Annotated in this window: 13 protein-coding genes; 6 read left to right on the top strand and 7 right to left on the bottom strand. The window is 35.6% G+C overall.

Annotated features, from left to right (window positions below; all coding sequences use genetic code 11):
* The first annotated feature begins 241 nt into the window (after positions 1 to 241).
* Both K1X16_RS04740 and K1X16_RS04745 read left to right on the top strand, forming a co-directional pair.
* Positions 242 to 2,830, top strand: a complete 2,589-nt coding sequence (locus K1X16_RS04740; protein ID WP_225035227.1) for a T9SS type A sorting domain-containing protein — start codon at positions 242 to 244, stop codon at positions 2,828 to 2,830.
* A gap of 194 nt (positions 2,831 to 3,024) precedes the next feature.
* Complete coding sequence (locus tag K1X16_RS04745; RefSeq protein ID WP_225035228.1) at positions 3,025 to 4,125, top strand: formylglycine-generating enzyme family protein; 1,101 nt, start codon at positions 3,025 to 3,027, stop codon at positions 4,123 to 4,125.
* 108 nt (positions 4,126 to 4,233) lie between these two features.
* Here K1X16_RS04745 and K1X16_RS04750 read toward each other — a convergent pair whose 3' ends face one another.
* From K1X16_RS04750 to K1X16_RS04780, 7 genes are all read right to left on the bottom strand, one after another.
* Entirely contained in the window at positions 4,234 to 6,072 is a 1,839-nt protein-coding gene (locus tag K1X16_RS04750) for an arylsulfatase (RefSeq protein WP_225035229.1), read from the bottom strand.
* A 25-nt stretch (positions 6,073 to 6,097) separates the two neighbouring features.
* Positions 6,098 to 7,501 carry a sulfatase gene (locus K1X16_RS04755; RefSeq protein ID WP_225035230.1) on the bottom strand — a complete coding sequence of 468 codons (1,404 nt, stop codon included), beginning with the start codon at positions 7,499 to 7,501 and terminating at the stop codon, positions 6,098 to 6,100.
* Between the two features lie 7 nt (positions 7,502 to 7,508).
* Positions 7,509 to 9,023 carry a sulfatase family protein gene (locus K1X16_RS04760; RefSeq protein WP_225035421.1) on the bottom strand — a complete coding sequence of 505 codons (1,515 nt, stop codon included), beginning with the start codon at positions 9,021 to 9,023 and terminating at the stop codon, positions 7,509 to 7,511.
* Between the two features lie 46 nt (positions 9,024 to 9,069).
* Positions 9,070 to 10,218, bottom strand: coding sequence for a putative glycoside hydrolase (locus K1X16_RS04765; RefSeq protein WP_225035231.1), 1,149 nt, complete (start codon positions 10,216 to 10,218; stop codon positions 9,070 to 9,072).
* Between the two features lie 10 nt (positions 10,219 to 10,228).
* Entirely contained in the window at positions 10,229 to 11,929 is a 1,701-nt protein-coding gene (locus K1X16_RS04770) for an alpha-L-fucosidase (protein ID WP_195870001.1), read from the bottom strand.
* A 186-nt stretch (positions 11,930 to 12,115) separates the two neighbouring features.
* The gene (locus K1X16_RS04775) at positions 12,116 to 13,786 is read right to left on the bottom strand and encodes a RagB/SusD family nutrient uptake outer membrane protein (protein WP_225035232.1); all 1,671 of its coding nucleotides are present in this window, start codon (positions 13,784 to 13,786) and stop codon (positions 12,116 to 12,118) included.
* 28 nt (positions 13,787 to 13,814) lie between these two features.
* The gene (locus K1X16_RS04780; protein WP_225035233.1) at positions 13,815 to 16,967 is read right to left on the bottom strand and encodes a SusC/RagA family TonB-linked outer membrane protein; all 3,153 of its coding nucleotides are present in this window, start codon (positions 16,965 to 16,967) and stop codon (positions 13,815 to 13,817) included.
* A gap of 491 nt (positions 16,968 to 17,458) precedes the next feature.
* Here K1X16_RS04780 and K1X16_RS04785 point away from each other — a divergent pair, with 491 nt between their 5' ends.
* Genes K1X16_RS04785 through K1X16_RS04800 form a run of 4 tightly spaced genes read left to right on the top strand, consistent with a single transcriptional unit; the run spans position 17,459 to position 24,005 of the window.
* On the top strand, positions 17,459 to 18,982 hold the full coding sequence (locus K1X16_RS04785; protein WP_225035234.1) for an alpha-L-fucosidase: 1,524 nt from the start codon (positions 17,459 to 17,461) through the stop codon (positions 18,980 to 18,982).
* 33 nt (positions 18,983 to 19,015) lie between these two features.
* Positions 19,016 to 20,200 (top strand): putative glycoside hydrolase, encoded by a 1,185-nt coding sequence (locus tag K1X16_RS04790; RefSeq protein WP_225035235.1) that lies wholly within the window; start codon positions 19,016 to 19,018, stop codon positions 20,198 to 20,200.
* A 33-nt stretch (positions 20,201 to 20,233) separates the two neighbouring features.
* On the top strand, positions 20,234 to 22,126 hold the full coding sequence (locus K1X16_RS04795) for a sulfatase (protein ID WP_225035236.1): 1,893 nt from the start codon (positions 20,234 to 20,236) through the stop codon (positions 22,124 to 22,126).
* A 16-nt stretch (positions 22,127 to 22,142) separates the two neighbouring features.
* On the top strand, positions 22,143 to 24,005 hold the full coding sequence (locus tag K1X16_RS04800; protein WP_225035237.1) for a sulfatase: 1,863 nt from the start codon (positions 22,143 to 22,145) through the stop codon (positions 24,003 to 24,005).
* Positions 24,006 to 24,009: the final 4 nt, after the last annotated feature.

Genomic DNA, 24,009 nt, shown 5'->3' on the forward strand with positions numbered 1-24,009 from the left:
TACTAATATATAGTGCCTCATCGTTAAACCTAGAATTAATTTACAGGTTAGTGGGATTATCGTTTGTAATTACTTTTTCTATTAATATAAGTCCATATAATAATTAAAAATGTATCATACGTCTTTAGAGCCTTGTTTAGAGTGTTTTACATGAAATGAGTACGTTTTTGGATGAATTAAGCAAAACTAAGTCAGTATTATAGCTTATTTTTGTACTCCTACTTATAAATCCCCCAAACCTATGAAAAAACAACTACACTTTATGATGCTTTTAGTCCTTACAGGATTAGGCACTTATCAACTAAATGCGCAAGGTGCAATTTTTGAAGAAACGACAGATGATCTTTGGACCACGCCAGCAAACTGGTCAACAGGCACATATCCGACTGATGTAGCAATCATGAAAACTAAAGCCAATTTAAATGGTGGCTCTTTTTCTTTAGATGATATACAAATCTCTGGAACTTCAGTAACCATTTACAATGGGACTTTAACAATTGGTAGTGCTGCTACAAGCAATAATGCTATTGGTAATAATGCTAACAATGCCACAACCATCTTTGACTGTAATATAAATTTTAACACAAATAAGAGAATTAGAAATGATGAAACAAGTCAATTAATTTTCGCTGATGGAAATACACTTGCATTAGGAACATCGGCTGTTAATCTTGTTAACTTATCTACTGTTCACCCTATAGAATTCAATGGAACTGTCACAGGAAGTAATAGTATTCGAATTAGAAATGAATTAATTTTAGGAACTAACTCAGATTTAACAGGTTTTTCTGGTAGTATCGATTTTATAGGTTCTTCAGATGCTTTATTAACTGTAAACGGAGAAAACACTATTGGAGGTTCTATATTAAATAATGCATCTGCAACAGCAGAAGTAATATTCAATGCCAACCAAAACAATATGAATAATCTTAGTCTTAATGCAAATACACTAGCATTAAACTTTGATTCAACAGTTACACTAGTTCAGTTTTCAGGAGCTACAATATCTACAGGTATCGTAGACTTAAAAAACTACACATCTGGAGTCCTTAAAATAGGAACTACAAGCGGCACCGTACCGCAATCCGAATTAGACACATGGCTTATTGATGGTGCAGAACCACTAGATGGTACACTGGTACAAAATAACGATGGTTATATTACTAAAGTTACACCAACAAGCGAAACTTACACCTCAACAACTGGTCAAAGAATGAATTGGGAAGACACATCCACTTGGGTTGGAGGTGTTGTACCTAATGCGAGTAGCGATAACATCATAATCCATGGCCTTATAACAATAAATTCGGACGTCAATGTAAACAACTTTACCATTGTAAATTTTGATGGTTCGGATGTTGAAAAAGAACGCGTAATAGTGTCTCCTGGACACTCACTTATTGTAAATGGCGATGCTGTAACAAGAAGTGGTCAACTTTTCGCTCAGAGTGACTCTGATAGTTTTGGTAGTATAATTTTTAAAGGTGCTATAGATGGAGATATTAGATATTATAGACATACTAATACGTTTTCTGGCAACGATTTAATATCTGCTCCAGCAACGAGAGTTTTTAGTGATTTTGTAAATGATAACAGTGTTAATTTATACGCGAACCCAGCATTAACAACCCAAAAGTTATTTGGTCCTTTTGACAATGACGCTGGTGAATACCTAACTTGGGATGAAGTATCAAATGGATCTGAAAATATAGTACCTGGAATAGGTTATAGAACAGCAACAGTTGCTGGAGAAAGATCTACGCTTTTAATTAGAGCTCAGCCAGCATCACCTACGGTAGATGTGCCTGTTTCCATTTCAGATGGAGATGACCCTACTTATGGTAAATGGAACTTAATAGGAAACCCGTTTCCTTCTTATTTAGATTTTGGCGCTTTTTTCACTGAGAACTCAAGTCAATTTGATACAGGAGCTTTTCAAGCTATTTACGGTTACGATGCAGATGATAGTAATGGTAGTAATTTTACAATTTGGAATAACCTTAATTATGCTGATAAAATTACTCCAGTACAAGGTTTCTTTGTTAGAACTAAATCTGGTGGAGGAACTGTAACTTTCAAACCAGAAATGAGAACTATTGGTAATTCAGATGATTTTATTGCTGGCAGATCATCAACACCTAATTATGTTCTTTCAGAACTATTCTTATCTAACGGATCATCTAATTACACTACAAAAATATACTTTGTAGAGAACCAAACGAGAGGTTTAGATCCCGGTTATGATGCTGGTGCTTATGCAGGCTCTGCAAAAGGTATCTTTACACATTTGGTTGAAGACAATACAAATATTGAAATGGCTATTCAAGCCTTACCATATAACAACTTTAACGATGTGGTTGTACCACTAGGTGTTAAAAATGAAGCAGGTGTACAATTAACATTAGGCCTAAATGCTACAACGGTTACCTTACCTTCTAGTGTTAATGTTTACCTTGAGGATAATGTTACAAACACTTGGACACTATTAAATAATAGTGATTATGTATTTACACCATCTGAGGAATTAAATGGAACAGGACGATTCTATGTACATTTCTCAACAAATGTGCTATCCGTAGATGACAATTTGTTAAATGGTTTACATATCTATTCAAACCAATCATCAAAAACAGTAGTGGTTAAAGGACAATTAAATTCTAAAACTACAGCTAAATTATATGACATACAAGGTCGATTAGTATTACAAAATGTATTAAATACATCGAACATTACAAATACTATTGATGTTGGCAATCTAAAAACAGGGGTTTACATTGTAGAGTTAACGAGTAATACGCAACACCGAACTCAAAAAGTTATAATAAAGTAAAATAGGATAGACTTCCAATTTTAAAACTAAGTACATCAAAGAAAAACCGCAATATCTTGTTCATATTACGGTTTTTTCTTTTATTGAGAATTGATAACAGTTATTTTGCTTATGCTATTTATATTTAATATGTTATTACAATGCAGACAAACAAAGCACTATATTTAAACAAAATCAATTTGTATCTAAAATTTATGAAAAGACCATTTGCTCAAAATGTTGCCTTACTATTGATACTTACAGCAATTTTCAGTTGTAAAAATGAAGTAAAGCAAGACACTACCAAAACGGATAAAATTAATCCTGTAGAAACACCTGCAATACCTGATGCTCCTGAAGGCATGGTTTGGGTAGAGAAGAAAACGTTTTTACAAGGTGCCAAAGATACAGATCAATACGCAATGCCAAGAGAAAAGCCAGCGCATAAGGTGACTGTTGATGGTTTTTTTATGGATGCTACTGTAGTTACTAATAGACAGTTTAAAGCCTTTGTAGAAGCAACCAACTACGTAACTATCGCAGAACGTGAGATTGATTGGGAAGACATGAAAAAAGAATTACCTCCAAACACACCGAAGCCTCACGACTCTATTCTTCAACCTGGCAGTTTAATTTTTAATAAAGATGTTAATGCCGTTGTAAACATGCAGAATTATGGACAATGGTGGACATGGAAAACAGGAGCGAATTGGAGGCATCCAGATGGCCCTGAATCAACTATAGAAGGTAAAGATGATTATCCTGTAGTTCATGTGGCCTATCCAGATGCTTTAGCGTATTGTGAATGGGCAAATCGACGTTTACCTACCGAAGCTGAATGGGAGTCTGCTGCACAAGGTAAAAACACAAACACCATTTTTACTTGGGGAAATGATGCGGCAAAATTAGATGCGAATGCCAATACATGGCAAGGCGTTTTTCCTACTAAAAATGAGTCTCAAGATGGGTTTGAATTTATTTCTCCTGTAAAATCGTATCCTCCAAATAGTATTGGACTTTACGATATGGCTGGAAATGTATGGGAAATAACCAGTGATTTTTTTAATGTAAACTATTACAGTGAATTAGACACCTCTAAGCCAATTGTTAATCCTAAAGGGGCTGAAAAGCATTTTAATCCTAATAATCCGTATCAAGTAGAACACGTGATGAAAGGTGGTTCATTTTTGTGTCATGCCTCATATTGTGCTAGTTTTAGAATATCGGCTAAAATGGGCGTTTCTGTAGATTCTGGATCCGATCATATGGGCTTTAGAACGGTTGCTGCGCCAGAGATGTTAGCCTCGAAAGAGTAGCCTAATCTTTCACATATATAACTAAAAAAAGGGAACGTTAGCGTTCCCTTTTTTTAGTTCATAAACTGATTTGCAATACGTGTCTGTAAAGTGTCATCTCTATAACGCTTAGTCTATCAAAGAGAAGTCTGTTGATACTCTCGTTACTCTAATATAAAACGCTCCCCAATCTTCATTATCCTTGGTCGTAAACCAAGCACTCATATCGGTTTCGCCTTCAGTAAAGTTACCTGTAAAGCTTATCACTTTTGCATCTTTTTCTACAGTCTTAGTTTGTTCCCAAGCTCCAATTTTTACGCCACCAGATTTAAAATTCATGGTTATACCTTCAGCAATAGCTTCGGTAGAAATGGTACCTTCTTTGCCTTCTACAGCTGCATTAATGGCTAAATCAGCTTCAAAAGGCCATCTGCTTAATTCAATAGTATACGTTCCAGATTGTTCAAAGGCTACGGTAAATTCGCCGCCAACAGGATTCTTTTTTGCTTCTCTAATGAAATTCTGATTCCATGGAATTTTAGAATCGTGCACATGTGTATCATGACAGGTTAATTCTATTGGGTTTTGCTGATCTGACCCTAAAACGATAATAGGAAACTGATTGAACTCCGTAGAGACCGAACTCCACCATTCGTTATAATAGCCACGCATTTGTTCTACTTTTTCAGGGAACTGAGCAGCTAAGTCATTTTCTTGACCTGGATCTTTAGAAATATCATATAATTCTTTACCATTAACCAATCGCATCTTGTCTGACATCACCGCACTTTTTCTCCATTTTATAGGACTTTGTACACGCTGAGAATCGGTAATAAGATAATCTCTACCAATGGTTTCTTCTTCACCTAAAATCAATGACGAAATATCTGAACCATCCATTTCTTTTTGTCCTTCCGGTAATTCTAAATCACATAAGGTTGCTAAGGTTGGTAAAATATCTAAATGTGCTGTTAAATCTGTTACATCTCTACCACCTTCAATATTTTTCCCTGGATACTTAATGAAAAATGGCACACGGTGTCCACCTTCATATTCACTATTTTTGGTGCCTTTCATTCCTGCATTAAAACCGTAAAGTTCACCTCCTACTTTCTTATATCCTGAAGCCGTTCCGTTATCAGTCATAAAAATTACAATGGTATTATCTGCAATATTTAAATCTTCCAATTTCTGTTGAAGTTTTGCAACGTTGTCATCTACATTGGTAATCATTCCATAAAATATCTTTTGAAATTCAGGAATGTCTAAATCTTTATATTGATTATAATAGTCTTCAGGAACGTTGAATGGAAGGTGCGGTGCGTTTGCAGAAATATAAGCGAAAAACGGCTCATCCTTTTTATCTTCAATATATTTTATAGCTTCATCAAACCAAACATCAGTACAATAGCCCTCAAACTTTGTAGGCACACCATTTTTAAAATAGGTATCATCAAAATAATCATTATCCCAATAATCTGGTGTTTGTCCAACACCTCCGCCACCATGCATAATAGTGTATTTAAACCCTTTATCTTGTGGTCTAGAAGGATACGTATCTCCTAAATGCCATTTACCAAACATAGCGGTTTCATAGCCGTTTTCTTGAAACACATCAGCCATAGTCACTTCATCATCCCTTAAAATAGACACACCGCCGATGGTATGCCAAACCCCAACTCTATTCGCATATCGTCCGGTCATTAAACCCGATCTTGAAGGCGCACAGGTTGGTCCCACATGAAAATCTGTTAATCGTACAGATTCGTCATGAAGTTCGTCCAAAGCAGGCGTTTTAACTAAGGTGTTACCATGAGCACCTAAATCCCCATAACCTTGGTCATCTGTAATAATAACAATGACATTAGGTTGTTCTGTTTTTTTAGTTTCAGATGTCTTTGTTGATTGAGACGTACATGAAAACGTCAGTCCCATAAGGGCCATTAATACAATTATTTTTCTATTCATTTTAATGTTATTTATTGATGCTAATCTATTTAGGTAATTCTTTTTTCCAATCGTTCCATAAGCCTTTAAGTTCACTGACCACTTGCTTATTGCTTTCTGCTACATTATTTTTCTCAAACGGATCTTTAGAAATATTGTAGAGTTCTACTTTATTAATGTCTTCATTAAATAAGAGTTTCCAATCGCCATCTCTAACCGCACCTTCAGCCCAATGATCTGTTTTTACTTTTGGAAAACGCCATTCCCAAAACAACGGTTTTGTCCGTTCAAAACTTTTGTTCTCTAAGATTGATGTTATATTTTCTCCATCAATACTATAGTCTTTTGGTAATTCTGTTTCTGCTAAGTCTGCAAAGGTTGGCAATAAATCTACTGTAGATAATACACTGGTAGAATCTACTTTACCTTCCTGTACATGATTTTTCCATTTTACAATAAAAGGCACCACAACACCACCTTGAAGAATATCTACTTTTCTTCCTCTTAGACCTGCTGTAGAACCGGCCTCTTTAGAAGGTCCCCATCCTGCAGGGCCATTATCACTAGAAAAAATAATTAAAGTATTGTCATCTAATCCCATTTCTGAAATGGACTCTAATAAGCGTCCCACATGAAAATCGGCATCTTTTAAAACCGCATAATAGGTTTCCTTACTTGGTGATAAGCCTTTAAAATCTTCACGTTGTTCTTCTGAAGGCCATAAAGGGGTATGCGGATCTTTTAACCAAAGATTGACAAACATAGGTTGTTTACCCTTATTTTCTTTGATAAAATCAATCGTTTCATCTACAGCAATTTTACTAGAACTTTGTACCCATAAGGTATCTGTATCCATAAATCGTGTGGTTGGCCATTTTTTATCGCCTTTCCACGTTGGTCCGTTTCCATTCCAAACTCTAGTTTCATCATAACCATATGTTTTAGGTTCTGGCGCAGAAGGATCTCCATGCGGTTTACCACCACCTCCTAAATGCCATTTACCAAAATGTGCCGTTTTATAGCCTGCTTTTTGCATGGTTTTCGGTAAATACACAGGTAAGGAATCATTTAAATAGTTTGGCATATTGCGTCTTGCATTCACTTCGTTACCTGCAAAATGAGCATGAACTTGATGCCTTGCTGGAAAATGTCCTGTTAACACCGAAGCGCGACTTGGTGAACACACACCGCTAGTCACGTGAAACTGTGTATAACGTGTTCCTTCAGCTGCCATTTTATCAATGTTTGGCGTAACTACTTCCGTGTTTCCATAAACGCCTAAATCACCATATCCCCAATCATCTGCAAAAACAAAAATGATGTTTGGTCTTGAATCTTCTTTTTTTATAGCTTCTTTCTCTGCTACAACTTCTTTTTTAGTGTTGTTGCATGAAAACATTGTCATAAGAACGACACCTAACACAATGTGTTTTATTGGATTTATGCTCATTGTAGAATTAATTTTTAAACGTTTCTGTTTTTTGTTCGTTGTGCAATGCTGTGGCTAATTCCTTGACTTTCTTTGGAAATTGACTTGCTAAATTTGTGGTTTGACCAATATCGTCTTTAAGGTTGAAGAGCTGAACCGTATCCTTAGCTGTGGCAAAACGCTGCCCTTCTTCAAACCACTTTGGAATTCTGGTGTGGTAACCATCTTTATTATTAATGTACAACCAATCCCCTTTTCTAATCGCATACTTAGATGCCCAAGTATTATGGACAATAGTCGCTCTTACGGGTTCATTAGCATCCGTTAACCAGGCGTCTGAAAAATTATAACTATCGTGTTGAAAGCCTTTTGGTAACTCACTATTTGTAATAGATGCTAAAGTCTTTAGAAGATCAATCTGACTAAATAATTGCGTACTCTTAGTTCCTGGTTTTATTTTGTTTGGCCATTTTACAATAAAAGGCACATGATGTCCACCTTCGTAGATATCTCTTTTTACGCCTCTGAAGGGACGAGAACTATCATGATCATAATTTTTAATACGATCGTAAGCATAACGCTCCGATCCATTATCTGAAGTAAAAATAACAATCGTATTCTCGTCTGCATCAATGGATTTTAAAGCTTCTAAAACCTGACCGATAGCATCATCTGTTTGATATACAAAATCGCCATAAGGACCAGCTTCGCTTTTTCCTCTAAACGCTGCATTCGGAATAATAGGGGCATGAGGTGACGGAAAAGGCAGATATAAAAAGAATGGTTTTTCCGCTTTTTCTTGGTTTTTAATAAAGCTAACTGCAGAACTTGTGACTGTAGGTAAAACCTTGTAAAAATCCCAACCTTTAACGGCTGGGCCAGGTCTTAGCTCCCAGTTTCCTTCTAAGGCAAATTCTTTCTTTGGGTGTTCCAGCGTTATTGTTGGTACTTCGGTTACCTTATCATTTTCAATCCAAGTATATGGTGGAAAATTAATGGTACCATCGCCAAAATAAGAATCAAATCCGATAGATAAAGGACCATTAGGAATAGGTTTATCCCAATCGTAAGCCTGAGCTGGCCAGATTTCGACGTCCTTCTTTCCGTGTTTTGCTTTTATTTTTTCAGTAAAATCTTTGTTTCTGATGGACTCCCAATTCCATCCCAAATGCCATTTACCAATTGCGGCGGTGTGATAACCGTTGTTCTTAAGAATTCGAGGTAAAGTCACCTGATTTTCTTTAAAAACAGATTCGCCCATAGCATGTACGATATCATTAAAATCTCTCCAATGATAACGACCAGATAATAAAGCATATCGACTTGGCGTACAAACACCAGAAGAACTATGAGCATCTGTCATTAGCAAACCTTCTCTAGCTAATTGATCTAAATTAGGTGTTGGGATTTTAGATTGTGGATTTTGAATCGCCAAATCACCATAACCCATATCATCGGCGTAAAAAATAATGATGTTAGGTTTAGTAGCCTTAGTCGTTAGTTTTGTTTGTTCTGGTTGTTGTTGACAGGCTGTCAAGCACACCAAGATTAAAAGATAAAATGAAGCGCTTATTTTCATGATTTTGTTTTTATTCTTTCCAGTCAATAGTGGCTTTCTTATTTTCTAAATCGACCCAAACACTGGCATGTTCATAGTCTCGGGTTAAAATCCAATCCTTAACTTGCATCTCGTTTAAAGGCTTCCCTAAAGGCTTATCAAATTCTGGATACCACAATAGAGATCCCATACCTAAGCGATAGCCCCAATTGTAACTAATATACGAATGTTTTTGGGCTCCGGCTAAAAAAGAAGCCAACGCAAACGTTAGGTGTTCTTTAGAAATTTCCGCTTTTTCTTTATCAGATTTAGCCATAAAGGTTTTGTTTACCCATGCATTTTCTGGCCATGTCTTAAACACTACGATTTTACCACTCTTACCTGCTTTTTCCATTTCTTGGATATCCTTAAGCATACTTTCTTTGGTTTTGCTGTTAAAATATCCAAAATGCTCTATCATTACGGCATCTGTAAAATCTGGAAAATCATTACCACTATTTCTAACGGGTGTTGAACGTATACCATTATAAACGATTAATTTATCGTCTCCAATTTTAGCTCTGGTTTCTTCAATTAAATCTTTAAGGCCTTGCTGAATAGCATCATATTTTTCAGTTCCCCATAATCGTTTATTACCTGGATTTGTAACCTGAATCAAAGCATCAAAGAAAACACCATCAATGTTATCATTCTTTACATTGTCTAACGCAATATCTGACCACCAATCTCTAAGTTCGGGATTAGATAAATCATAACGCTTAATCCTTTCGTTTTTTAAGTCTAAGTCACCGGTTTTTGTTTTAAGCCACCAATCTGATTTTGTCTGGTAATCTTCATGCGCTTCATACATGTTATAATCTAAAAACGCATTCCAGTAGAATACTACTTTCATGTCTGGATTTAAATCCTTTAACACTTTGGCATCCGCAGCAATAGCTTCTTCTGAATATTTATATTTTGGAAAACCATGTGCCTTTTCTAATACCGTAAAGTTAGAATGAGACGCTACAAATTTGGCTTCAGACTTAGTTAAAAGATCGCCTCTTTTTCCGAAGTGAAAAGCCACTGGAACCTTATCCCAGCTAAATTTTGGGTAGTGCTTATCATTTTGCGAAAAGGCAACTTGGCTAATTACCAAACCAATTAAAAATAAACTTTTATGTATAAAACGAGACTTCATTATTTCACTTTTATTTTATAGGTGAAAGCTTAATAGACTTTAAGCTAGATGTTGTTGGATCACCTTCAACTAAAGATGTTTTAATGATGTGGTTTCCTGCTGTTTTAAACTCTATAATACCCATATTACGAAAGGCATACTTATCGGTTGCAGCTTGCTGATTTTGAACTTTAATACCTTCATCAGTAGTTGTTTTCCAAACCAGTCGTTCTTCACCTGCGTATTCTAAATCTAAATAATAATAGCCTGGTTTTTGAACATTCACTTCCCAAGTCACGGTACCGTTTTCTTCCCAATCACTGACTTGGTTGGCATGCTTCCATTCACCAAATTTTTCCATCCAACGCACGTTTTTTTGTTCTGCGCCTTTTGCAACTCCAAACTCGGTTAATAATCTAGTAGGAATATTTGGATAGATGCCTAAATTCGTTTCTACGATAGCTTCTTCATCTTCAAGTTTAACTTGTATTACAGAGATCAATTCATCTGGTGTTTTATAAGGCACATCGATGACTAGCCAATCATTGACCATCTTATAGTTTAACGCACTGCTTTCTTTTCCATCTAAAAGTGCTATAGTTTTCACTTTAGACTTTAATCCAGGCAAGTATAATTTACCATCCGTTGGCCATTCGCTTACTGACAAATAAAGCGATTCATCATTTGTGGTGACATCTCCCCAAGGTAAGGCGTAACCCCATGGTGAACTGCCTGCATCGTAAATAATCTGTGGATATTTTTGAATCCAACGACCAGATTCTTGTAAAAATTCTATACCAATACTAGGGATAGCGCCATTACTATCTGGACCAACATTAAATAAATACGTACCTCCTCTAGCAACGGTTTCAATAACGCGACCAAGAATTTTCTTAGGACTTTTAAAGTTATTATCATACCAAGCATAAGACCAAGAATCGTTATTGGTATCTGCTGTTTCCCATAGGCCTTCAACATTTCGGGTTGGCACTTCCATATCTCCGATACTGGCATAATCTCCCATACCATAACCAACTCTACTACACATCATAGCCTTTGGTTGTAATTCTCTAACCATATCAGCTAATTCTACGACGTATTCTTTTGGCATATCGCCAGGAGTATCAAACCATACGAAATCTATATCACCATAATTGGTACAGATTTCTCTAACTTGTGGTTTACACTTATTATAGAAATAATCTTTAAAGTCCATTTTGTTTCCATGCTCGTCAACTTCAGGACCTCGCGTACCACCTGGAGCTGTCCAATCTTGATTATGCGAATAATAAAACCCGAATCCCAATCCTAATTCCTTACAAGCAGCAGATAACTCGTGCATAGGATCTCTACCAAATGGCGTCGCATCAACAATATTAAAATCGCTCGCTTCAGAATCGAACATCGCAAAGCCTTCGTGATGTTTACTCGTAATGATTATATATTTCATTCCGGCATCTTTGGCCAATTGTGCAATCTGCTTAGCATCAAATTCTGTTGGATTAAACGTTTTCGCCGTTTCCATGTACTCTTTCGGCGAAATATTTGCTACACGCTTGCTCATTAACCATTCACCAATGCCGTAATACGTTTTATCTTCCCATACTCCTCCAAGGTTTGAAAACAATCCCCAATGAATAAACATACCGTAGTTACCTTCATCGAACAACTTTGCTTTTCCACTTTTTAAGGCATCACCAGTAACGCTTGTTTCACCCCACATTTCTTCCATTCCCTTTTTGTTTTTATCTTGAGCGAAAATATTCGTGCTAAAAAGAAGCGCTATGCATAAAAGGATGGAAAGGCGATTTATTTTTTTTATAGTCATTATTATTATTTTTTATTACTGTTACTTAAAACAAGCGCATTAAAAATTAATATTTAATGCGCTTTAAAAATTATTTTGGGTTATCTAATTTTAATAGCCATCATTCTGTTCCCACCCATTTTCAATGTTCAATTCTATTTCTGATTGGGGAATTGGAAATAGCCACTCATTATCTGGCCATACAGGTCTCGTGTTATAAAATGGCGTATAAACATTTCTGTAATCTGTTAAAGATCCTTGTTCTGCAGTCCAATCAAGTAGAATGTCCGTAGTTTCAGAAACTAGTCTATTCGTTCTGATAAGGTCGAATTTACGTTTAAACTCAGCGTTAAGTTCAACACGTCTTTCTTGCCAAACAGCCTCTCTGAAATCACTTTGAGATAAGCCTGGTGTTAAATCACCTAACCCTGCTCTATTTCTTAATGCGTTTATGGCATTGTAAGCTTCTGCATTTGGTGCACCATCAGCTTCATTTTGCGCCTCTGCATAAATTAATAAGGCGTCGGCATAGCGATAGAGTATAATATTTGAGTTGGTGTATTGAAAACTCGTCCCATCTTCAGCGAGATAAAAAGAAATATCAATAAACTTTCTAAATGTTGGCTGACAGAGGTATGGTTTTCCTGAAGGGGAATCATATCTTGTCATAATACTCCATAACCGTTCATCACCATCTTCAAAAGCACTATAAAGATCAGGTGTAGGTAAATTTACACCAACTCCAGGAGGTCTTCCTGGGAAAAATAACCCATCTGGATTAGTTTCAGTTTCTTGTCTTAAATTACCTGGCCAACCTTCATCTACTAATGGTGTTGCATTGGCGTTTGGTCCCCAATATCCAGCAGCATTTCCAGAGCCATTACTTTCTCGGCTTAACCAACTTCCAAGGTTTGCAACTTGCACATAAGATAGTTCTAACATGGATTCTTTAGTAAATGGATTGTCGTCTAACCATGCCACACCAAATGCTGGCGTATTTCCTGAACCTTCAAGGTTTAAACTATGTGGTGAATCATCAATAATCTCTTTTGCTTTATCTCTAGCTAATGCCCAATTGGACGCATCGCCTTGAATAAAATCGCCTTGAGATGTTCTTCGATGACCTGCGCGTGTTAAATAAACTTCAGATAAAAGTAGTTTTGCTGTCCATTTTGTAAAACGACCATCATGTAAGGCATCTTTACAATTCTCTTCTGCAAACTGAAGATCTGGTATAATAACTTGGTCATAAATATCTTCTGCACTTATTCTTGGTTTTTGAAAATCTGATTCAGCCGTAACTGCATCAACAATTAGTGGTTGATCACCAAATGCTCTGACTAATTGGTAATAGAAATAAGCTCTTAAGGCACGTGCTTCACCTAAAATTATGTTTTTTTCTGTTTCATCCATATCTATTGCTGGTACGTGTGCCAATACAGTATTAGCTCTAGCTATACCTACCCACCAATCACTATAAACTCCATGTTGCTCAAACATTGGGTCGACTGGCATTACGGTATGGGTTCCAAAGGCGTCATGATTTCCGCCATTTGTTCTACTCACCTGATCGTCCGTATAGGCGTCAACAACCGTCCAAAACCTACTGTGTACGACATACATACTTTTGTAAACACCATCTACTGCTGTTCTGGCATCTCCAGGTGTTTGGAAAAAATTACTTGCTGAAATAAATGTTGGTGGCTCTTCTTCAAGATATGATTCGCATGATATATTCATCACTACGAGTAGTAATAACCCTATTTTTACTTTTATATTCATCTTATAATATTTTTAGTTAATTTTTTTTTTAGAATTTTAAATTGACACCCATTCTGATAACACGACCAGATGGATAACCTGCATTGTCATGTCCTAAATTTGTTGTAGAATTCCCTCTTATTGATACATCAGGACTATAGCCTGTATAGTCTGTCCATATATGTAAATTGGTACCTGAGACATAAACCCTTAAACTACTTATATTTAATTCGTCTGTCAGTTTCTTTTTAAAGTTATACCCTAGAGTCACATTTTGTAATCGTACAAAAGAACCATCTTCAATATAGCGATCACTAAAAAGATTGTTGTTGTTGTTACCCATATCTAATCTCGGCCAAATAGTACTTGGGTTTTCTGGTGTCCATCTATTTTGAGTAACGTTTAAACCTTGTCTACCTCTAAAATTTAATAGATTCATGTTTTGCATATTGGCTATATCTTTTCCGATTTGAGAATCAATAAAAATACTAAGATCTACACCTCCAATTTTAAAAACATTACTTATACCGAACGTTACATCAGGTTGTGCTTGCCCAATAATTGTTCTATCATCAGCATCTATTTTACCATCAGGAGTTACATCCTCAAATAATTGTTCACCAGGCCTTTGATCTTGGTCTGATACAGGATAGCCACCATTGTAACCATCTACAAACGTATAAGTAGCATCAGGATTAGCGTTATACATATCTATACGTTCTTGATTTGAAAGTCCTTGAAATTCTACGAAGTCATCAAATTGTGCAATACCTGCTCTCTTATGTCCAAAAAATGTTCCTATTTCTTCACCTATAATCAAACGCTGTGTTCCACCTGCAATAAATCCAGGATCCCAACCACTAAATAGATTATCAGAAGCCAAATTTCTAACCTTGGTTTTACCCGTAGCAATATTACCATTTAACCTCCATGAAAATTTTTCGTTATTGATTATCCGTGCATCAAAAGAGACCTCAAACCCATTGGTTTCTAAAGACCCAAAATTCTCTGTGTATGTTTCAAATCCTGATTGAACAGGAATCCTATTACCTGTAAATAAAAGGTCTTCAGTTATTTTGCTATAATATTCAAAAGCCCCTGTTAATTTGTTATTAAATAATCCAAAGTCTAAACCAGCATCAAATTGTGTTGTTGTTTCCCATGTTAAATTAGGATTAGGTAATTGACTCGCATAATAAATAGTTGTTTGAGACTCATTAAACGCAATAAGATCACTAACATACTGATCTAAAGACTGATAAGTACGTATAGCTTGATTACCTGAAGCACCATAACTAACACGTAGCTTAAGTTCATTTATGGTATTACTATTTTTTAGGAATTTCTCTTGCGAAAGTTTATAAGCAAATGCTGCTGCCGGAAAAAATGCCCATTTATTATTAGCTGCGAATTTTGAAGATCCATCAAAACGACCAGTTAAAGTAAATAAGTATTTTCTATTAAGCGTATAGTTTACTCGTCCAAAAAACGATGCTAATTTATCTTCGCTATATCTCACTCTATCAGGATCGAAAAAGGTTGCAGAACCTGGGTCATAATAGGTTAATAAATCATTGGCAAATCCATAATTAGAAACATAAATACCTTCACTTTCCTTTGATTCTAATGATTGCCCTAAAACAGCATTAATTCTATGGTTCCTATTTATTCTTTTTCTAAAATTAAGGGTATTTGTAATCGTCGTTCTTGTAACTCGAGAATCACTAGTTTTCGCTCTACCACCTTCAGCAACGTTCCTAGGCAAAATGTTTAATTGGTAATACCGTTGCGCCGTATTTCTATTTTGATAAGAAAACGCAGTTTTAAATGATAAGTCGTCAGTAAAATCATAGGTCGCATTTAAACTACCAACCATTTGAGTCAATAAATTATTATAATTGTTAGCTGCTAATGCGGTTGTAGGCGTCCAAAGCTCAATACCTTCATCTTCATCATCAGCGAGTAAACCAGTGGTTGGCGCAGCTCTAAGTGCTCTAGAAATAGCACTAGTTGCACCTCTAAGATTATTAAGACCAGTACTAACGGCTTTTTGATTTGAAGTCACATGAGAATAATTTATTCTTGCATTTACTTTAAACTTTTTAGAAATATTAGCATTGACGTTCATTCGAGTTGAAACACGTTTATAATCCGTATCTTTTACAACACCTTGAGCGTTAAGATAATTCGACGAAATTAAATAACGAAGATCCTCATTACCACCACTAAAACCTAAATTTGTGTTAGATGTAGTTCCCGCGCGAAAAATGGTTTTTTGCCAATTGTTATTTTGGAGCAAACCGGCTCTAGCAGAATCTAGTCTTACAGATTGACCTTCGTCATTCCCATTACCGGCGTTAAAAGCAGCTTCTCGATTTAAAATATAATAATCATTAGCATCTAGTACATCTATATAATTAGGTACCTCTGTTATTCCATATTCATGTTCAACAGTAACAACACCTTTACCTGTTTTTCCTGATTTTGTGGTAATCAATATAACTCCATTAGCACCACGAGATCCATATATGGCAGTTGATGATGCATCTTTAAGAATTTCTACAGATTCTATATCCGCCGGATTAATCATCGCTAACGGACTAGAAACCGAACTCTCAACATCTTGATCACCTAATCCCGCAGCACTCGTGTTATCCATTGGAATACCATCTATAACATATAATGGCTCACTACCATTTAAAGAACTAATAGCTCTAACGCGAATGGAAGCGCCCGAACCTGGTTCACCCGAGTTTTGCGTAACAACAACCCCTGCTGCTCTTCCAGCCAAGGCTTGATCAAGACTTGTAGTACCCGCTTGCGTGAGCTCTTTTCCTTTAATAGAAGACACAGACCCCGTTAAATCACTTTTCTCTACGGTTCCATAACCCACTACAACCACTTCACTTAGTGACGTATCTGTCATCACTAACGTTACATCAATTACGCTCTGTTCTCCGACAACCACTTCCTTAGTCTCCGCACCTAAATAAGAAAAAAGCAAAACATCACCCTTATTAAGGTTTAACGAATAATTTCCATCAAAATCAGTAACCGTGCCTTTAGCAAGACCCTTAACTAATATTGAAGCTCCGAGTATCGGTTGTCCTGTATCGTCTTTCACAGTCCCTGTTATTGTTTTCTCTTGTGAAAAAACTTGGAGACCAAGTGTAAGAAGAAAAATAGTTAGAATTTGTTTCATGTATAATTATGGTTTAATTAGTTTCTGCTAAAGTATATCATTGACCCAAAAAAGATTTTCTGTATTAGTTCAAATCCTTGCTCGTTTTCAAATAAACGAGCTAACAAAGGCCTATTCACCGACATTTGAGTTCTTTACAAACTACTCATATAAGTCACTATCATTTAAATTTTTAAACCCTTTACTACTTTTGGCGCTAAACCTATAACGGGTAGCATTCGAGATTATAAAAGTTTAAAATAATATTGGCTGCAATGCCAACTATTTTTTTTAGATAAATTAACTAGTGCGTCGTATATCTACAAATATGAATCAAATAAGATAAATCTACTTGCTCTGTTCTTTTTAAAATTTTCTCATTTCAACCAAAGCCTTTAAGAACCAAGCTATATCAATGGGTTTGAGTTTTTACAGCAAAAAAATGACGGAATAGAGAAGCATTACTAAATTAGTAAATGTTTACTTTGTATGTACATGATAAATAGATAAAAATGTCTTTAGTGAAACTTACATCTATCCTGTTTTTAACCTTAAGCACTTGTTTTGTTTTAGGTCAATCTCTTCCAACCAAAAAAGTAATTGAAGCGAACTGGGAATCCATGGCTGAGAATTATAAGGTTCCAGAATGGTTTCAAGATGGAAAAATTGGGGTTTGGATGCATTGGGGAATTCCTTCTTCAATTGACGAAAACAGAATAGAGGATGGTTCCCACTACGGGAGACGCATGTATGGAGATGAAGATTATGATGCCCGAAACGAACCCGACAGGCTAAGGACAAAAAGATTAACACAATGGCATACGAAGCGCTATGGACCGCCTTCAGAATTTGGTTACGAAAAATTTATAGCTGACTTTAAAGCTGAAAACTTCGATGCAGATAAAATTGTACAGTTTGTTAAAGACAATGGAGCACGTTTTATCATGCCCGTAGCCACACATCACGATAATTTTGATATGTATGATTCCTTCTTTCCATGGAATGCTGTAAAAATGGGTCCTAAGAAAGACATTCTTAGAGAATGGAAAGACGCCGCCTACAAACATGATTTAAAGTTTGGTGTTTCAACCCATTTATACTGGTCACCACGCTTTTTTAGAACAGCTCGGAAATTTCAAAAAGAAGGTACGCCAGAATGGGAGTTCTTCAATATGGATTATGACACCTATAGGTTTGCTAGCCAAGATAGTTGGAATGAACATTGGTACAAGCGTTCTTGGGATTTAATAGAAAAATACGATCCAGACATGTTTAATAACGATTCGCCTTATCCAACTCTAAAATCGGGAAAAGGATTAGGTGTTAAGTTGTTTTCAGATTATTTAAACAGAGATTTAAAAGAGAATAACGGCAAACAAACTACTGTTTTATCTTTTAAAAACGCCAAAGAGAACAAAGCGGCTTTTACCTACAATCTCGAGAGAGGGATGTTTGGCGAACAGCAAGCGCACCCTTGGATATGGGCAACTGATTTATCTGGAAGCTGGTTTTACAGAAAGAATTCGTTTACCAAAATGTCTTTAGATGTTTTAATTGGTAATGCTATTGATGCTATTAGTAAAAATGGTGTTGTAATGATAAATATTGCTTTAAAAGGCGACGGTACGATTCCTGAGAATCAAAAACAGATGTTGAATAATTTCGGAAATTTTGTAAAGATAAATCAAGAAGGCATTTACAATACCAGACCATGGAAAACCTTTGGAGAAGGGCCTTTAGAAATTGTGACAAAACGCGCTGGTGAGAATTTAAAGCCGTTCTCAGAAAAAGATATTCGTTTTACCACAAAGGATGGCCATCTTTATGCTTTTATTTTAGCACCACCCACAGAAGATATTTTGATTAAGGTGTTAAAGCAAGATGGGCTTTTACAAAAGAATATAAAAGAGATACAGTTGTTGGGCAGCGATGAAACCATTAGCTGGAACCGAAACAACGATGGTTTGGCGATTACATATGATTTTAAAAACATCCCAAACCAATCTGCTATTTGTTTTAAAATAATTACAGAATAGTTGACAAAAAAATTAAAATAATGAGAGGTAACCATGCGTTTTAAATCGTCCTTTTTAGTCGTTTTATTAGCCGTTTCTTTAAGTGCGTGTTCCGTACAAAAACAAGAGACCGCTGTGGTAAAACAAAAATTACCAGAATTTTCTTGGGACAAAATGCCGTTGTATATGCACCTTCGTAAATCTGAGGCATTTACAAAAAAAGAGCTCACCTATCTTTCAAAATTTCCACTAATAACCTTTGAAAAAACAACAGGAAGTAAAGCATATGGATCCACAGAAAAAGGCACTATTAAAGCTGCTAAAGCTGTCAAAAAAATAAATCCTGAGACCAAAATATTATATTACAAGAATGTTATTGTAAACTGGGGAGGTTATGCTGAAGATAAAGCATTTTTAAATGAACATCCCGAAGCTTTATTAGTCAACACTAAAGGACAAAAAGCGTTGATGCCAAATCGAAGAACTGGTTTCTTTGATATCTCTGAAGACTATGTGCGTGCGTATTGGTTAAACCATGTAAAAAAAGTCACCAAAAGCCCTTATATTGATGGTGTATTTTTAGATGCTAATATTAAAGTTTTAGTACCTATGTTTTTTAACAATCGTGTTGGAGAAGCAAAACGAGACGCTATTAAAACGGGCTACTTATCCATGATGGGAGATTTAGAGGCTCAAATAGGAAAAGACAACTTACTCATTGCAAATATCCTTCGTGTGCGTCCAGAATTTAAAGATTCGGGTAGAGACTATTTAAAATTTTTCGATGGCTCTTATATAGAAGGCTTTGAACATGAGAATTTTGGCATGACTTATGAAGATTATCTGGCAAAAGGTATTGAAGCAGTCCAAAAATCAGCAAGAGAAGGCAAGGTCATTGCGATGTCGCTTGGCATAGGTAAAGCATTAGAGAATGCAGAAGCAGGTATTGATGATGCTAGAAAAAAAGTAACCCTAAATGAAAACCTTACAAAACGCTTAGATTATTTATTGGCTATTTTTCTAGTCTGCGCTGAAAAGCACAGTTATGTCTATCCACATGATGGTTATGATATTAAAAAATCTGCGGTCTGGCTTAAAACGTTTCCACAGTATGAAAAAAAACTAGGTGCACCAAAAGGCAAGGCCAAACGTGAAGGCTATATTTACACAAGATCTTTTGAGCATTTAGATGTATGGTTAGATATAGAACATCAAACCGCCCAATTACACTGGAAATAAACGAACCCTAAATTATTACTTATATTATAAAAAATGAAATCACTTTTATCAACGCTTGTAATTTTACTGTGCTTTTCCAATTGTGGAATGAGTCAGAACAAAAAGGATTTAACGAAGCCAAATATCATCATTTTTTATGTAGATGATTTAGGTTGGCAAGACACCGAATTAAACAATTTAGATGAACCTAGTCCATGGGAAACTCCCAATATATCCCAATTAGCAGATAATGGTTTAAATTTCACCAATGCATATTCGCCAGCTCCGACTTGTGCGCCTTCTAGAGCTGCTCTACTTTCTGGTTTGCATCCAACTAAAACAGGCGTCACACATGTTAGTGGAGGCAAAATACCTACATCAGCTAGACGTTCAAATTATATAGCGCCCTTTTACCCAAAAGGCTTAATGCCTGAACACTTTACCATTGCTGAAGCTTTAAAAATGAATGGCTATAAAACGGGCCATGTTGGAAAATGGCACGTGGGCACACTTAACATTCAAAAATCAAAACAACAAGGTTTTGATTTTGCTTACGAGTCTAGAGGTGCGCATCAAGGCCCAAAAAAACCTAAAAATCGTTTAACCGATTTTGCAACTCACGATAAAAGCGATGCGTACCGTTTAAGTGATGAAAAATATCCGCCTTTTACAAAAGCGTCACCTAACGGCATTTCGTATCCTAAAGATATGGTAACCGAAAAAGCATTAGAGTTTATTACATCTAATAAAGACGAGCCTTTCTTTCTATATTTAGCGCATTGGTTGGTGCACGCCCCAATTCATACTAAAAACAAAGAATTATTACAATATTACAGCGATAAGTTAGGTATAGATTTCCCTAAAGAAGACATTCCTATTAGAACAGAAGGCCAAACAAACCCATTTTACGGTTCTATGGTAACGACTTTAGATTGGAGTTTAGGACGTGTAGTCGATTTATTAAAAACTACAGACGACCCAAGAAATCCTGGTAAAAAATTATATGAAACCACTTATATTATTTTTTCTTCCGATAATGGTGGCGTAGAAAAAGCCAATGGAGATATCGTTACAGACAACTTCCCTTTAGATGAAGGTAAAAAATACGCTCAAGAAGGCGGCATTAGAGTACCATTAGTTATTTCTGGCCCAAATATTCCAAAAGGAAAAACAGAAGATGTACTCATCAATCAATTAGACTTTTTTCCAACTATTTTAAATCTTACAAATAGTGAGATTCCTGCTAAATACAGTGCTAATTTAGACGGATTAGATATCTCTAATGTGTTATTAAACAATGAAAATGTTGTAAAAAACAATACAGGAGAACCTAGAGAAGCGTTATGGTGGCATTTCCCACACAATCAGGACCACCAAATGCAATCCGCCATAAGACATGGAGATTATAAATTGTATAAAAACCATATTAAAGGCAATTATGAACTATACCGCTTATACAAAGACGGTGAAAGAGAAGATTTAGAAGAAAAGTTTGATATTGCTTCACAAAATCCTGAAGTCGTTAAAGAATTATCTACAAGATTAGAAAAATATCTAACCGATAACAACGCACAATTCCCTTATAAAAATCCTTCAAAATTTAAAAGCGAAGAAGATCGAGAAGATGTAGCATCGATTCCTGTTATTATTAATGAATCCTTTGACACGGATTCTCGTAAAGCATCTATAACCTTAGCAAAAGGAAAAACAAAGGTCATTGAACCTTATGCCTTAGTCAAATTAGCAAAAAAACTTAGAAGGAAAAAGAACGGAAAGACAAGAAAATACGGGAAACACGATACCACCTTCATAAAAATACCTTTAGACTCCAGTAAAAACAATTTAGAATACACATTTACTGTTCCTGAAGGCATCATAGAATATGGGGTTATTTTAATCGATGAAAATCGATTTATGGTACAAAGTGAATTTCATAAAATCAACTAAAAACGTAAACTAAATAATGAAAAACAACAACACATTCATAACTCTAATTTTACTAGTGTTATTTTCTGTAAACTATGGTAATAGTCAGAAAAAAGACCAATTAATAAAACCTAATGTTATCATATTTTATGCTGATGATTTAGGTTGGCAAGATGTAGAATTAAACGATTTAGACGCACCTTGTGCTTGGGATACACCAAACATTGCGGCATTAGCAAAAGATGCTATCAATTTCACCAATGGGTATTCACCAGCACCAACTTGTGCGCCTTCGCGATCTGCACTCTTAAGTGGATTACACCCTGCTAAAACAGGAATTACTAACGTGAGTGGTGGAGGAATTCCTAAGGCTCGCAGAAATGAAAAATACATGAGTCCTTATTATCCAGAAGGATTAATGCCTGAACATTTTACCATCGCAGAAGCTTTAAAAATGAACGGGTATAGAACAGGACATGTTGGAAAATGGCATGCAGGAGCACTTCAAATTCAAGAATCTACCAATCAAGGTTTTGATTTTGCACATGAATCGAGAGGAGTTCATCAAAGGTCTAGAAAATCTGACCGTTTGCATTCGTTTGCAACAAATGATGCAAATGATCCTTTTCGTTTAAGTGAAGAAAAGTATTTTCCTTTTACAAAAGAAAATCCTAACGGTATTTCATATCCAATAGATGCGGTTACTGAAAATGCACTAGAATTTATACAAAACAATAAAGAGGAACCTTTCTTCTTATATTTAGCACATTGGATGGTGCACTACCCTATTCACACAAGAAACCGTGCATTATTAGATTATTATGTTGATAAATTAGGCGTAGAACTTCCGGAAGAGGATACAGAATGGACTAAAGAAGGTCAGAATAACCCTTATTTTGGTGCCATGGTAACGACCTTAGATTGGAGTTTAGGTCGTGTAATCAATTTACTAAAGAAAACAGACGACCCTAGAAATCCTGGTAAAAAATTATACGAAACCACCTATATCATCTTTTCTTCAGACAACGGTGGAGCGGAAACTCGTAGAGCTGAAGTTATGTCGGATAATGCACCTTTAGACAAAGGAAAAAAATACTCAGAAGAAGGCGGTATTAGAGTACCAATGCTTATATCGGGACCAAATATTCCTAAAGGAAAAACGAAAGATGTTTTAATCAATCAGTTAGATTATTACCCTACCATTTTAAACCTTACCAATAGTAAAATTCCTGCTGAATACAGTTCGAATTTAGATGGTTTGGATGTTTCAGGTGTTTTATTTAATAATGAAAATGAGGTTAAAGATAACAATGGAAATCCTCGAGAAGATTTATGGTGGCACTATCCTTATGGTGATGATGTAAAAAACCAATCGGCTATAAGATCTGGAGACTATAAATTGTATAAAAACTTTAATTCAGGTAAATATGTATTGCATCGTTTATATAAAGATGGAAAGCGCTATGATTTAGAAGAAAAGTATGATATCTCAAAAAAAGAACCTGAAATTACTAAAGAGCTAGCTTCAAAGTTAGAAAAGTACCTTAAAGATTATGATGCCAAATTGCCTTATAAAGTCCCTTCAAAATTTAAAAATGATGAAGATGCAGCTGCAATTCCTGTTATTGTGAATGATGCTTTTAATGCAAAATCTCGTAAAGTTTCTATTCAATTAGAAAAAGGAAAATCTAATGTGATTGAAAGTTATGCGCTTGTAAAAATCTCAGACAGTAAGAAAGTAAGAAAAGTAAAATCTACATACATAAAAGTACCTGTTGAAGTTGGCAGTAATAAATTAGAATACACCTTTACGGTTCCTAAGGAAGCAAAAGAATACGGCATTATTTTAATCGATGAGAATCGATTTATAGTAAAAGGCGAATTTCATAAAGTTAAGTAATAAA

It is taken from the genome of Winogradskyella sp. SM1960, from assembly GCF_020179375.1.
Taxonomy (GTDB): Bacteria; Bacteroidota; Bacteroidia; order Flavobacteriales; family Flavobacteriaceae; genus Winogradskyella; species Winogradskyella marina.